This window comes from Leptolyngbya sp. KIOST-1, from assembly GCF_000763385.1.
Taxonomy (GTDB): Bacteria; Cyanobacteriota; Cyanobacteriia; order Phormidesmidales; family Phormidesmidaceae; genus Nodosilinea.
Window position 1 is genome coordinate 2,123,678 of sequence record NZ_JQFA01000002.1, and the last position, 13,210, is coordinate 2,136,887.

Annotated in this window: 14 protein-coding genes and 1 tRNA gene; 9 read left to right on the forward strand and 6 right to left on the reverse strand. The window is 59.0% G+C overall.

Features of this window, described 5'->3' with window-relative positions; genetic code table 11:
• The first annotated feature begins 50 nt into the window (after positions 1 to 50).
• The 5 genes from rsfS to NF78_RS09415 all read left to right on the forward strand — a co-directional run bounded on the left by rsfS (position 51) and on the right by NF78_RS09415 (position 3,847).
• Positions 51 to 518: a ribosome silencing factor gene (gene rsfS / locus NF78_RS09395; RefSeq protein ID WP_035985890.1), complete on the forward strand. Its 468-nt coding sequence runs from the start codon at positions 51 to 53 to the stop codon at positions 516 to 518.
• 153 nt (positions 519 to 671) lie between these two features.
• Positions 672 to 1,163 (forward strand): CGLD27 family protein, encoded by a 492-nt coding sequence (locus tag NF78_RS09400; protein WP_035985891.1) that lies wholly within the window; start codon positions 672 to 674, stop codon positions 1,161 to 1,163.
• Between the two features lie 38 nt (positions 1,164 to 1,201).
• Positions 1,202 to 2,191: an asparaginase gene (locus tag NF78_RS09405; RefSeq protein ID WP_318655457.1), complete on the forward strand. Its 990-nt coding sequence runs from the start codon at positions 1,202 to 1,204 to the stop codon at positions 2,189 to 2,191.
• Positions 2,192 to 2,306: 115 nt separating this feature from the next.
• Positions 2,307 to 2,383, forward strand: a tRNA-Met gene (locus NF78_RS09410).
• A 147-nt stretch (positions 2,384 to 2,530) separates the two neighbouring features.
• On the forward strand, positions 2,531 to 3,847 hold the full coding sequence (locus NF78_RS09415; RefSeq protein WP_035985892.1) for a four-carbon acid sugar kinase family protein: 1,317 nt from the start codon (positions 2,531 to 2,533) through the stop codon (positions 3,845 to 3,847).
• A gap of 11 nt (positions 3,848 to 3,858) precedes the next feature.
• Here NF78_RS09415 and hslO read toward each other — a convergent pair whose 3' ends face one another.
• Positions 3,859 to 4,770: an Hsp33 family molecular chaperone HslO gene (gene hslO / locus NF78_RS09420; protein WP_035985893.1), complete on the reverse strand. Its 912-nt coding sequence runs from the start codon at positions 4,768 to 4,770 to the stop codon at positions 3,859 to 3,861.
• Between the two features lie 179 nt (positions 4,771 to 4,949).
• Here hslO and NF78_RS09425 point away from each other — a divergent pair, with 179 nt between their 5' ends.
• Complete coding sequence (locus NF78_RS09425) at positions 4,950 to 5,336, forward strand: hypothetical protein (RefSeq protein ID WP_035985894.1); 387 nt, start codon at positions 4,950 to 4,952, stop codon at positions 5,334 to 5,336.
• Positions 5,337 to 5,339: 3 nt separating this feature from the next.
• Here the strand turns inward: NF78_RS09425 and NF78_RS09430 are convergent, their stop codons facing one another.
• Positions 5,340 to 5,840 carry an NUDIX domain-containing protein gene (locus tag NF78_RS09430; protein ID WP_052050033.1) on the reverse strand — a complete coding sequence of 167 codons (501 nt, stop codon included), beginning with the start codon at positions 5,838 to 5,840 and terminating at the stop codon, positions 5,340 to 5,342.
• A 546-nt stretch (positions 5,841 to 6,386) separates the two neighbouring features.
• Here NF78_RS09430 and NF78_RS09435 point away from each other — a divergent pair.
• A complete protein-coding gene (locus tag NF78_RS09435; RefSeq protein ID WP_225885267.1) occupies positions 6,387 to 6,782 on the forward strand; it encodes a zinc-ribbon domain-containing protein in 396 nt (131 codons plus the stop codon).
• Positions 6,783 to 7,511: 729 nt separating this feature from the next.
• Here the strand turns inward: NF78_RS09435 and aqpZ are convergent.
• Positions 7,512 to 8,279 carry an aquaporin Z gene (aqpZ, locus tag NF78_RS09440; RefSeq protein WP_035985896.1) on the reverse strand — a complete coding sequence of 256 codons (768 nt, stop codon included), beginning with the start codon at positions 8,277 to 8,279 and terminating at the stop codon, positions 7,512 to 7,514.
• Between the two features lie 252 nt (positions 8,280 to 8,531).
• On the opposite strand from aqpZ, the gene glgX reads away from it, so the two are divergent.
• Together glgX and NF78_RS09450 are read left to right on the forward strand one after the other, a co-directional pair.
• Complete coding sequence (glgX, locus tag NF78_RS09445; protein WP_052050035.1) at positions 8,532 to 10,697, forward strand: glycogen debranching protein GlgX; 2,166 nt, start codon at positions 8,532 to 8,534, stop codon at positions 10,695 to 10,697.
• Positions 10,694 to 11,074 (forward strand): MGMT family protein, encoded by a 381-nt coding sequence (locus NF78_RS09450; protein WP_052050038.1) that lies wholly within the window; start codon positions 10,694 to 10,696, stop codon positions 11,072 to 11,074. The genes glgX and NF78_RS09450 overlap by 4 nt, the downstream gene beginning before the upstream one ends.
• A gap of 18 nt (positions 11,075 to 11,092) precedes the next feature.
• Here NF78_RS09450 and NF78_RS09455 read toward each other — a convergent pair whose 3' ends face one another.
• The 3 genes from NF78_RS09455 to NF78_RS09465 form a co-directional block, all read right to left on the reverse strand.
• Complete coding sequence (locus NF78_RS09455; RefSeq protein ID WP_035985897.1) at positions 11,093 to 12,070, reverse strand: 30S ribosomal protein S1; 978 nt, start codon at positions 12,068 to 12,070, stop codon at positions 11,093 to 11,095.
• A 249-nt stretch (positions 12,071 to 12,319) separates the two neighbouring features.
• On the reverse strand, positions 12,320 to 12,841 hold the full coding sequence (gene nrdR, locus NF78_RS09460; RefSeq protein ID WP_035985898.1) for a transcriptional regulator NrdR: 522 nt from the start codon (positions 12,839 to 12,841) through the stop codon (positions 12,320 to 12,322).
• A 208-nt stretch (positions 12,842 to 13,049) separates the two neighbouring features.
• A complete protein-coding gene (locus tag NF78_RS09465) occupies positions 13,050 to 13,148 on the reverse strand; it encodes a photosystem II reaction center protein T (RefSeq protein WP_017300177.1) in 99 nt (32 codons plus the stop codon).
• Positions 13,149 to 13,210: the final 62 nt, after the last annotated feature.

Below are 13,210 nucleotides of genomic sequence, written 5' to 3' on the forward strand. Positions count from 1 at the left end.
GTTCACTGACCAGGATTCCGTCGTTCCTCTGCCCTATTTCTCCGTTGCGTATGACCTATTCTCCCCACCGTCAGCCTGCCCTGCACAAGGCCGTTGCGCCAGAGAGCAACACCCCTGCTTCCCAGCCCAACCCGGATGAGGACGGTGCCCTCCAACTGGCCTACACCATTGCCGCTGCCGCTGACGAGCGCAAAGCGGGCAACATCACGATTTTGCAGGTGGGAGATGTGTCGTATCTGGCCGACTATTTTGTGGTGGCGACCGGCTTTTCGGCGGTACAGGTGCGCGCTATCACCCGCTCTATTGAGGCGGCTCTCGAAACCGACTACAATCGGCGTCCCCTACGGGTTGAAGGCCAGGGCGAGGGCAACTGGATCGTGATGGACTACGGCGAAGTCATTGCCCACATCTTTATGCCCGAGGCCCGTGACTACTACGATCTAGAAGCCTTTTGGGGCCACGCCAACCAAATCGTTTACCAGCCTTCCGGACCCCATTTCGCCGGTGGCCAGGGCTAAGCAAGCTGGACCTGAGGTCGACGGTCGGCGATGAGGTCAGACCCCGGTTGAGCGAGGGGTTAACCCCTGGGAGCGAACGAATTGCTGTGCAGAGATTCCTAATGGTGGGCAATTCGTTTAGTCTAGAGCTAGATTTGCGTATTGTCGGTGGCCATGCCTCAACGATGTCCGGTACCGGCTGAGCAGCAGCCCATCAACGAATACCAGGATGTGCGAGATTCCTGGTTTTATGGCTGGGGTAGCCGCAATTTAACCGGCTACCTCAAGCCCCTGGTTGTACTTTGGATCGTCGGTTGGGCGGTGGCTGGGCCGATGGCCGCCGCCAGTTTTGTACCCATCAAGCATCCCCTGCCCTTTGGCCTCAGTGCGGCCATGGGAGCCCTGGTACTGCCTATGCTGGCCCTGCTACAGCTCTACGTTGGCTGGGCTCATGTGGGAGGAAGGCTGCGGCAGACCACGGTGCCCTACGAAGAGTCGGGCTGGTACGACGGCCAGCTCTGGGTTAAGCCGGAGGAGGTTTCAAACCGCGATCGCCTGATTGTAGACTACCAGGTACAGCCTGTACTTCAGCGCATTCGCCGCACCCTGGGGGTGATGGCGCTGATGTTGGCCCTGGGCCTGATAGTCTGGCCCAGGTTGCATTAGCGCCCACGGCGGCTATCGACGACTAACCGCTCACCCCCTTGTTCACCACCGCAGAGCCCCTAATTATGACCAGCAGTCGGGTTAATCGACACCAAACTAAAGAGCTAGAGATACAGCTGCTGCGGGAAGGCATCGTCGAGTCCAACCACATCGCCCACGTGGCCGTGTGCGACAACCGGGGCCGCACCCTGTCGGTCGCCGGCAACGGTGAGTTGGGTACCTTCATTCGCTCGGCGCTCAAGCCCTTTCAGGCCCTGGCGGTGACCGCGGCCGGGGCGCTGGAACGCTACAGCCTGGGCGATCGCGACCTGGCCATTATGTGTGGCTCCCACCAGGGCACCATCGAGCAGGTGCGTCAGGTTTTTCATATCCTCTGGCAGGCGGACCTCGACACCACCGCCCTGCGCTGCCCCACCCCAGCGGGCAAAAAAAGCCCCCTGGAGCACAACTGCTCGGGCAAGCACGCCGGTATGCTGGCGGTTTCTCAGCAGCGCAACTGGCCCCTGGAGAGCTACCTCGATCGGAATCACCCGGTACAAAAGCTAATTGTGGCCCGCATTTCGGAACTGCTGGGCATGCCCTCTGATGAATTTATCTGCGCCCACGACGACTGTGGTGCCCCCACCTACTTCATGCAGCTGAGCCAGATGGCCACTCTGTTTGCCATGCTCTCCTCGGGCAGCAACCTGGATATGGAGCGGATTGTGCGGGCGATGACCAGCCACCCCGACATGGTGGGTGGCCCCGACGCCTTCGACACCATTTTGATGGAGCTGACCAACGGCGCTCTGGTGAGCAAATCAGGAGCCGAAGGGATTCAGTGCATTGGTCGAGTCGGCGAGGGCTTGGGGCTGGCCATTAAGGTGATTGACGGAGCCAAGCGGGCCAAGTACGCCACGGCCATTTTCACCCTCCGTCAGCTGGGCTGGATATCGCCTTCGGTCGCCGATACCCTGGCGGAAACCTACATGGAAATTGGCAACTACAAGCGCCTTGATGTAGTTGGCGATCTGCCAATGATGTACTAACAGTGGTTGGATGGTTACGTTTTGGGCGGCCCACAGGATATTTTGAGCAAAAAATTGCTTGAGCGAAAATCAGATTGTTATTTAAGAACATTTAGCGCTATAGTGAATAAGCCGACGCGGGGTAGAGCAGTCTGGTAGCTCGTCGGGCTCATAACCCGAAGGTCCATGGTTCAAATCCATGCCCCGCCACCAAACTAAGTAAGGGCTTCTGAGATTTCAGGAGCCCTTACTTTTTGTCTAAAGATGGGTTGGGGCTGGGCTGGGCGATCGCTGGCCTGGCTTGGCCAACGTCCCCTCCGTGGGCGATAGTGGGGTTGGTTTACCGCACGTTTCTGCTCCATGGCTCAGCCCAAAATCATTGTTCTCGACGACGACCCCACCGGTTCCCAGACGGTACACAGCTGCCTGTTGCTGATGCAGTGGGATGTGGAGACCCTGCGGGAAGGACTGCGGGACAGTGCGCCAATTTTCTTTGTGCTGACCAATACCCGCGCTTTGACCCCGGTGGCGGCGGAAGCGGTCACTCGGGAGGTTTGCCAGAACCTGAAGCAGGCGATCGCCCTGGAGGGCATCGAGGACTTTCTGGTGGTCAGCCGCTCCGATTCCACCCTGCGGGGCCACTACCCGGTGGAAACCGACGCGATCGCAGACGAACTCGGCCCCTTCGACGCCCACTTTCTGGTGCCCGCCTTCTTCGAGGGGGGCCGCATCACCCGCGACAGCACCCACTACTTGACCGTTGAGGGCACCCCCACCCCGGTCCATGAGACCGAATTTGCCAAAGACTCGGTATTTGGCTACAGCACCAGCTACCTGCCCGACTACGTGGCGGAAAAAACTAAGGGCCGCATCCCCGCCGCTACCGTGGAGCGCTTTGTGCTGACGGATCTGCGCAGCGGCTCCCTGGACCGGTTGATGGCTCTGGAACACAACGTCTGCTGCGCCGTTGATGGCGAAACCCAGGCCGACCTCAACCAGTTTGCTCAGGACCTGCTGGCCGCCGCCGCCCAGGGCAAGAAATTTCTATTTCGTAGTGCTGCCAGCATCCTCACCGCCCTGGCGGCTCTGCCCCCCCAGCCCATCGACGCCGACCACATGAGAACCTACGTGCGCGGCGGCGTGCCCGGGGCGATCATCGTCGGCTCCCACGTCAAAAAGACCACCCAGCAGCTGGAGAAACTGCTGCAGGAGCCGGGGGTGACGGGCATCGAAGTCGATGTGGCCCAGTTGCGCGATGGGGGCCCAACCGCCCACAGCGATCTGCTCGCCCACATCTTGGCCCAGGTGGAAACGGCCCACAGCAAAGGCCAGGTGCCCGTGGTCTACACCAGCCGCGACGAACTTACCTTCGATACGGTGCAGGCCCGCCTAGACTTTGGGGTTGAGGTCTCAACTCTGTTGATGGACGTAATCAAGGGACTGCCCGCCGACATTGGCTTTCTCATCAGCAAGGGCGGCATCACCTCCAACGACACCCTCAGTACCGGACTGGCCCTGCGCACCGCCCGCCTGCTGGGGCAGATTCTACCCGGCGTTTCGGCGGTGCGCACCCCCGCCGACCATCCCCAGTTCCCAGATTTGCCCGTGGTGTTGTTTCCTGGCAATGTAGGCGATGGGGATGCGCTGGCGCTGGCCTACCGGCGACTCAACGGCTAACAGGCTTTTTCCTACCGGCCAGCTTCTTGGCGTTCCTCCCGCAGGTCTTCGATCAGCTGAGCCAGCTGGTCGCTGCTGGTGTGGTAGACCTCGTTGCAGAAGTGGCAGGTAGCCTCGGCCCCATTGTCTTTTTCGATCATGTCCTGGAGTTCGGCTTCACCCAGCATTTTGAGGGCCCCCAGCATGCGATCGAAGGAACAGGGGCACTTAAACTGCACCATCTGGGTTTCGGGCAAGATCTCCAGACCCAGGTCGCCCACCAGGTCGGTAAAGATCTGGGGCAGGGTTTTGTTGGCCCGCAGCAGGGGGGTAAAGCCGGTCAGGCCCGCCAGGCGACTTTCGATCAGTGCCACCATCTCGGTGTCTTCGGCGGCGCGGGGCAAGATTTGCAGCAGCAGTCCCCCGGCGGCCTCTACGCCGTTGGCCCCCACAAACACCCCCAGCACCAGGGCCGAGGGGGTCTGCTCGGAGTTGACCAGGTAGTGGGTGAGGTCGTCGCCGATTTCGCCGGAAACCAGCTCAACGGTGCTGGAGTAGGGATAGCCGTAGCCCATGTCGCGCACCACGTAGACATAGCCCTCCCGGCCCACGGCCCCACCCACGTCCAGCTTGCCCTGGGGGTTGGGGGGCAGCTCAATGGCAGGGTTATCCACGTAGCCCCGGGCGGTGCCGTCCATACCCGCATCCACCAGGATGCCGCCCAGGGGCCCATTGCCCCGTACCCGAATGTTGACCCGCCCCTGGGGTTGCTTCATGCTGGAGGCCAGCAGCAGCCCCGCCGACAGGGTGCGCCCCAGGGCCGCCGTGGCGACGTAGGACAGGTTGTGGCGCTGTCGGGCCACCTCAGTCAAGGTTGTGGTGATGACGCCAACCACCCGAATGCCACCGTCGGCGGCGGTTGCTCGAATCAATTGATCTACCATGCGCTGCCCCAGTCATTCCTTCATATTGCTTAGTAATTATTGTAGAAGGTTTGGGGGGGTGGGTTTGAGAAGGGGTAACCGTCCCCTGGGGCGGGGGGCAATTGCCCGTCGTAGCTCCCATCTGACCGAGTTTCTTTTGGCATACTGGGAGGTGTTGTTTGCGGGCATGTCAACTCCCTATGCTAGGCACATTTCAGCACAGCCGCCTTCGGGTCGAAGTTGAGGCCACCCAGGGCCAAATTCAGGCCAGCTTGGTGCAGCCCAGCTGCTTTAGTCGCTGGCTCTGGCCCCAGCGCTTTAGCCAGGGGTTGCCCAGCGCACTGCACAGCGGGTTGAGTTTTAACAGCTATCTTGGCCCGGTTGAGATTCACCACGAGGTCAAGCTGGTGAATGACCACTGCCTGCACATGGTGCTGTCCGGGGGCATTGATGGTTTTCACGAGTGGTACTGGGGCGATCGCTGGGTGCAGTCGCGTCTGGAGGGGGTTTCGGCGCTGCCCCTCAACCTGGGTCAGAGCCTGGCGATCGCCCGCCTGCGGCAATTTTTGCAGCAACCCAATCCCTGAGACCTACTCTACCCGCTGCCTGGGGGTTAAAGGTTCCGGCGGCACCTGCCCCAGCAGCTGCACCAACTCATCTAGAAACTGACCCTGGGCTTTAATAATGCGTTTTCTGGCCTCGTCGAGCTCGAACCAGGCGGCCTGATCCACCTCGGGAAATTCCTTCAGCACGCCTGAACGGGGTGGCCACTCCAGCATAAAGGTGTTGCTGTGCAGGGTAGCGGGGTTAAAGTTGCCCTCAAAGGCCCAGGCAAACACCAACTTACCTCCGGCCTGACGGACGGGGTGCAGGGGCCAAAACACCCCCGTAGGCATCTGCCCCGTCTCCTCAAAAAACTCGCGCTTGGCAGCCTCAAAGGTATCTTCCCCAGGGTCAATTTCACCCTTGGGAATCGTCCAAGCCTGCCAGCGGCGATTTGTCCAGTAGGGACCGCCCGAATGCACCAGCAAAACCTCCAGGCGGTGATTTTGGGTGCGATACATGAGTAGCCCGGCACTTTTCTTAGTCATAGCAGCGATTCCCTTTTGGGGGAGGCTTTGCCAACGCCCTAGTCCCTGGCCCGTCTGCAGAGGGTTAGGCGTGTTGCCGTCCTGACACCTCAACTGGTACCAGCACTCGAACAGGAACTCACTGACTTTCAGATTGTAGCTGGCCGACCCAAAGCCTTTGGGCTGGTTTTGGCTTAGATTGCCCTGCTATGGTCTGACTTGACCAAAACTGAGCCCGCGTCACCCTGAATAAGCCCCATAGCCTGAGCCAAATAGAGGCTGAAGATACCCAAAGGGAACGAGTTTTGGCCTAGCATACCTTTAGACCCTGTGCTGGAGAGACAGCCCAGGACATCTATTTGACGTGACGAACAGTGTTTGTCAAGGCTAACTATGCCCTATCAATATGACCTTGGCCCCGGCCAAAAGATATATCTTGACAACCCTGGATCCACAACTGCGATTTCTCTAGTCAGCGGGGGACCAGGACAGCAGCAACAGTCAACGACTCAGGTGTCTACTGGGGCCTGGACCGAAATCCCGCAGGCCGCCAGAGTGGGAAATGGCGTGCTGATTCGCTGTGTGACGGCGCAGGGGGTCTTCATCTGGCAAATTCAGGGTATGCAGGTTGGGGCCGCCGACCCCTCTGCCTGGACGGCTCACCAGGCTGTTCCTCTGGAGTCTACGACGGCCGAGTCATGGGCCATGCCCCCCATGACACCGATGGCACCGATGCCCCCATTAACTATGGGCAACATGACCCTGGGCGACATGCAGATGTCCTCCAATCCCATGACCATGCGCATGGGCGACATGACCCTGAGCATGGGTGAGGCTAAGGCCCCGGGGTCGATGGCCGCCCCTGCCAGTACCCCCGAGGGTCAAAAATTTTGTACCCAGTGTGGTACCGCCGTGAACCCCAGCGATCGCTTCTGCGGCAGCTGCGGCCATCGGCTTCACTAAACCGTGGCGTCAATTTTGGATAACCAATCAAAAACCGGGAGGTCTGCATCCCGGTTTTAAGGCGTGTCATCAATTGGGGCCGAAAGCTCGGTATATCAAGCTTTGTCACGCCCGATCCAAAACGCCAGGCAAGGGGCTGTAACCCTTAATTTTTAGGCGTTTGGCAGCTCATCAATGACAGCCCCTAGGCTTTGCTGGTCAACCCCGACCGAGGACTACTCAAACAGGTGCCTCGGTCGGGGTTATGAGTTGTGGCGTTGCCGGATTGAGTAATGAATCTCTAAACTTGACATCCTTTCATCGCCCCTAAATCCCCCAATTTCTGGGGGACTTTGAGATTTCGACTCCCCCCAGAATTGGGGGGCTGGGGGGGGCAAATCATACCTGCATTCAGCAACGCCTAAGTTGTCCTAAGCTGCTGGGTTGGGTTGATCGGTACGCAGGGTCTTTTCGCTGTTGTCGGCGAAGAAGGTGGCATAGACCCAACCGGCTAGCAGGGCACCCAGGATAGGGGCCACCCAAAAGAGCCATAGCTGATACTCAAACAGGTGCCTCGGTCGGGGTTATGAGTTGTGGCGTTGCCGGATTGAGTAATGAATCTCTAAACTTGACATCCTTTCATCGCCCCCTAAATCCCCCAATTCTGGGGGACTTTGAGATTTCGACTCCCCCCAGAATTGGGGGGCTGGGGGGCAAATCATACCTGCATTCAGCAACGCCTAAGTTGTCCTAAGCTGCTGGGTTGGGTTGATCGGTACGCAGGGTCTTTTCGCTGTTGTCGGCGAAGAAGGTGGCATAGACCCAACCGGCTAGCAGGGCACCCAGGATAGGGGCCACCCAAAAGAGCCATAGCTGACCTACCAGTGGTCCTCCGACAAACAGCGCCGGACCAGTGCTGCGGGCGGGGTTGACCGAAGTGTTGGTGACTGGAATGCTAATCAGGTGAATCAGCGTCAGGCCCAGGCCAATGGCCACCGGGGCCAAGCCCACCGGAGCGCGAAAGTCGGTGGCCCCCAGGATGATCATCAGGAAGAAGAAGGTCATCACCACTTCGCAGACAAAGCAGGCCAACAGGCTAAACCCGCCTGGCGAGTGGGCCCCAAAGCCGTTGGTAGCCAGGGGGTTGCCTGCCGAGGGGTCGATGGCAAAACCCGGCTGCCCCGTGGCAATCAGGTAAATAATGCCTGCTCCCAGGATTCCCCCCAGCACCTGAGCCACAATGTAGGGCAGCAGTTCACCGCTGGGAAAGCGCCCCGCGGCCCACAGCCCAAAGGACACTGCGGGGTTGAGGTGACAACCGGAGATATGGCCAATGGCGTAGGCCATGGTCAATACCGTGAGGCCAAAGGCCAGGGACACCCCCAAAAAGCCGATGCCCAAATTGAAGGCACCGCTGCCGTCAAGAAAAATACCCGCCAGAACGGCGCTGCCGCAGCCGCCCAGCACGAGCCATAACGTTCCCAAAAACTCAGCCAAACAACGCTTTGTAATAGGCATTGCCAACCACTCCTACTTGACAGGTTTTTACAGACAATTTCGTGTGACTCGATACAGACCGAAGACCGACGATTGATTAGGTTTGGCAATCCTATCTCAAGACTATAAAAGTTTGATAAGCTCGTTGGCCTCGGCGGCTGGCCAGGCGCTTCGTGGATCAACCCAGTCCTGGTAACCTAGGAAAGGCACCGCGAAGGTCCAGCGCCCGATCGCTACACTTCCGCCTGAAGTTATTAGGAAGCCACGCTCACCATGGGAATGCAAGTCTGGCCGGGTCGTCCCCATCCCCTAGGCGCTACCTGGGATGGCACGGGCACAAACTTTGCCTTGTTTTCAGAGAATGCAACGGCGGTTGAACTCTGTCTGTTTGACGATGGCGATCGCGAAACCCGCCTGCCGCTGACTGAGGTTGACAACTATGTCTGGCACGGCTACTTGAACGAGGTTAAGCCCGGGCAGCGCTATGGCTTCCGGGTCTATGGCCCCCACGATCCGGGGGCAGGGCAGCGGTTCAACCCCCACAAACTGCTGATCGATCCCTACGCCCGGGCCTTAGACGGCGACGTTCAGTTTGATCCAGCCATCTTTGGCTATGACATCGAGGCCACCGACGATCTGGAGCATCTGGACCTGTCGTTTTCTGAGGTCGACAGTGCCCCCTTCATGCCTAAGGCCGTTGTGGTCGATCCTAGCTTTGACTGGGAGGGCGATCGCCCCCTCGACACCCCCTGGCACCGCACCATCATCTACGAAACCCACGTGAAGGGCCTCACCCGGCTCCACCCCGAGGTGCCGGAACCGCTGCGGGGCACCTATGCCGGGCTGGCCCACCCCGCCACTATCGACCACCTCACCCGGCTGGGCATTACCGCCGTCGAGCTGCTGCCTGTGCACCATTTCCACGCCTACCCTGGCCACCTGGCCAACACGGGGTTGCGCAACTACTGGGGATACGACTCGCTCAACTACTTTGCCCCCTACGGCGGCTATAGCAGGGCCGGGCAGGCCGGGGGCCAGGTGAACGAATTTAAGCAGATGGTGAAGGCCCTGCACCAGGCCGGCATCGAGGTGATCTTAGATGTGGTCTACAACCACACCGGGGAGGGTAGCCACCTGGGGCCAACCCTGAGCCTACGGGGCATCGACAATGCCGTCTACTACCGCCTGGTGGAGGACGCTCCCCGCTACTACATGGACTTCACCGGCTGCGGCAACTCCCTGAACGTGCGCCATCCCCAGATTCTCAAGCTGATTATGGACAGCCTGCGCTACTGGGTACTGGAGATGCACGTCGACGGCTTTCGCTTTGACCTGGCTTCGGCCCTGGCCCGGGAACTCTACGAGGTGGATAGCCTGGCCGCCTTCTTCGATATCATCCACCAGGACCCGGTGTTGTCGACCATCAAGCTGATCGCCGAACCCTGGGATTTGGGCGAGGGTGGCTACCAGGTGGGGAATTTTCCGCTGCTGTGGTCGGAGTGGAACGGCAAGTACCGCGACTCCATGCGCGACTTCTGGCGGGACCACGACTGTCGCCTGGGAGAGTTTGCCTTTCGCATCACCGGCAGCTCAGACCTGTACCAGGCCAATGGCAAGCGCCCCCACGCCAGCATCAATTTCATTACCTGTCACGACGGCTTCACCCTGCGGGATCTGGTCAGCTATAACGAAAAACACAACCTGGCCAACCACGAGAACAACCGCGATGGCGAGAGCTACAACCGCTCCTGGAACTGCGGGGCTGAGGGAGATACCGACGACCCCGACATTCTGGCCCTGCGGCGTCGCCAGCAGCGCAACCTGCTGGCGACGCTGTTTTTGTCCCAGGGAGTTCCAATGATTCTGGGCGGGGACGAAATTGGCCGCACCCAGCAGGGCAACAACAACACCTACTGCCAGGACAGCCGACTGTCCTGGTTTGATTGGTCGCTGACCCCCATGCAGCAGGATCAGCTGGATTTTGTCTGTCAGCTGATTAGACTGCGGCGGGAGCACCCCGCCTTTGCCCGGCGCCACTGGTTTCAGGGTCGCGCTATCCACGGTTCTGGCGTCCACGATATTGGCTGGTACAACCCCGATGGCAGCGAGATTAGCATCGATCAGTGGCACGACGGTTCGGCCAAGGCGATCGCGGTCTACCTCAACGGCGAAGAACTCATGACCGTCCAAACCGCTGGTCAGCGGCTTGTAGACGACAGCTTTTTGCTGTTCTTTAACGCCCAGGCGGAGGCCCAGGCGTTTCAAATTCCCGCTGAGGTGAAAAAAGAGCGCTGGTCCATGGTGCTCAACACCAGCGACCCCAAAGGCTTTATTCAAGAAAAGCGGATTTATAAACCGGGCAGCGCGATCGCCGTTGCCGACTTCTCGCTGGTCGTGCTGTGCAGCCCCCGAGTCCAGCCCGCCGGGGCTCAACGATGACGACCTACGACCGGATCTATGCTGTGGTGCGCCAAATTCCCCGGGGCAAAGTGGCCACCTACGGGCAGGTGGCGGAACTGGCGGGGCTGGTGGGTAAACCTCGCCTGGTGGGCTATGCCCTCTACCGGGTGGACATGTCGATTCCAGATGTGCCCTGGCAGCGCGTGATCAACGCCAGGGGAGAAGTATCCGAGTCCCCCCTGCGGAATGGCACCGACTACATTCAGCGGGCAATGCTAGAGGACGAAGGAGTGGAGTTTGACCATCGGGGTCGAGTCGATCTCAGCCTATACAAATGGCGCCCGCCCGATACCGTGATCGAGCAGGCGCTGGCAGCATTTAGAGAACGTTTTGATAGAGAACGTTTGGACCAGTAGCCCGGTGGTGGGCCGCTACTAGTCGACCGCTACGGCCACTTCTTCCTCCACGTAGGCCTCTTCGGAGTCATCGATCAGCTCACCCGCCTGCTCTGCGGCCTGACGGCGCATGGCTTCGCGATACTTGGCAGCCATTTCTTCGGCTTTGTCGTAGACCAGATCCGGGTTTTTCACCATATCGCCGGGCTCGGGCTCCAGCTGCTTGGTCGAGAGGGAAATCCGTCCCCGCTCGGCATCGAGGTCGATGATCATGACCTTGATTTCGTCGTTGACGTTGAGTACGCTGTGGGGCGTGTCAATGTGATCGTGGGAGATTTCGGAGATGTGCAGCAGACCGCTAACGCCGCCGATGTCGATAAAGGCACCGTAGGGCTTCAGGCCACGCACAGCCCCCAGCACGACTTCGCCCACCTGCAGGCCGTTCATCTTGCGCTCCACCAGCGCCCGACGGTGGCTGAGCACCAGGCGGTTGCGCTCTTCGTCCACCTCCAGGAACTTCAGGGGCAAGTCTTCGCCGACCAGGTCTTCCTTAGGCTTGCGGGTGCTGATGTGGGAGCCAGGAATAAACCCACGCAGCCCTTCAATCCGAACCAGGGCACCGCCACGGTTGGTGGCAAACACGCCCGAGCGCACGGTGGCATCTTCCTGCTGGAGCTGGCGCACCCGTTCCCAGGCCCGCATGTACTCAATCCGGCGGATGGAGAGGGTCAGCTGCCCGTCCTCGTTCTCGTCGGTGAGAATGAAAAACTCGCGAGTTTCGTTGGAGCGCAGCACATCCTCGGGGTGGTCAACCCGGTTGATTGACATCTCCTGAATGGGCAGGTAGGCAGCGGTTTTAGCACCAATATCAATCAGGGCACCCCTGGGCTCAAGACTAAACACGGTGCCAGAGACGGTATCGCCTGGGTTGAAGTGATAGTCGTACTGGTCCAGTAGTGCGGCAAAGTCTTCGTGTGTAAACCCGATGTCAGCGTCCTTTACGTCCTGATTGAGCATGCTAGTGTTGTCCTAATGATTTCTCCGTATTACTGCGGTTTCCGTGTAGACGTACAAAACAATCAACTCAGATATGTGACAGCCCTACCCCCACGCAGCAGCGTGCAGGCGTAGACAGCCCGATAAACCCACAGGATTAAAATTATAGCCGAAGAGACGGTGTTGTTGATAGCTCACCGTCAGGATTGATCGAGTTGGTTGCGCCAAAGGGCTGTAACCAGAGATTTAGAGCGCCCTGAAGAGGCGACCCTATAGAGATGTAGAGACGACGTAGGTAGATGGATGGCTGTTTTCGCTCTCCTTCTGAGGGCGATCGCCCTGATCATCCTGAAGCTCACTTAGGGTTTCGGCGAAATCACGAATGCCCTGAAACTGGCGGTACACCGAGGCGAACCGCACAAAGGCGACTTCATTGACTGTCTGTAGTTTGGCCAGCACCATTTCGCCAATTTCGACGCTGGTGACTTCTCGGGTGGCGCGCTGCTGAAGTTCGGCTTCAATATCGTCAACAATTGCCTCCATGGCCAGGGAGGAAACCGGCGTTTTTTCACAGGCCCGTACGATGCCGCGCAGCACCTTGGAGCGCTCAAACAGTTCCCGGTCCTCGCTGCGCTTGATCACAGTAACCGGCACGTACTCGATCCGTTCGTAGGTGGTAAATCGCCGTTCGCAGCGCAGACATTCTCGCCGTCTGCGAATGCTGCGCCCCGCCTCCGCCGACCGCGACTCTAATACTCGGTTGTTGAGGTGCTGACAAAACGGACAATGCATAGACACACTCCCAACGGGAGAACAGGGAACCCAGCTACGCACCACGGGAGGGTAGTCGGGAAAAAATAAAGACAAGCCTTTCATGTACAGGAAAGACTTGCCTCTATATTAATTAAATTGTGAGAAAACAATCGAAATAGCCCAAAAGTATCGCTTAAGTTACGCAAACCCGGCAACTCTTAGCGGCTCAGTGACCATTTCGGCAGGACTAGTCCTTGGGAATACGGGGGGGTTCGCGAAAGGCGATCGCAAAAAACAGGGTGCCAATGATGCAGGCAAAAATGAAGATGTAAGCGACAGCTTCCATGGTTGAAAAGGCTCCTAGTCGACCGAACTATCTTTAGTTTACAGGGATTTTAAGGCAACTGC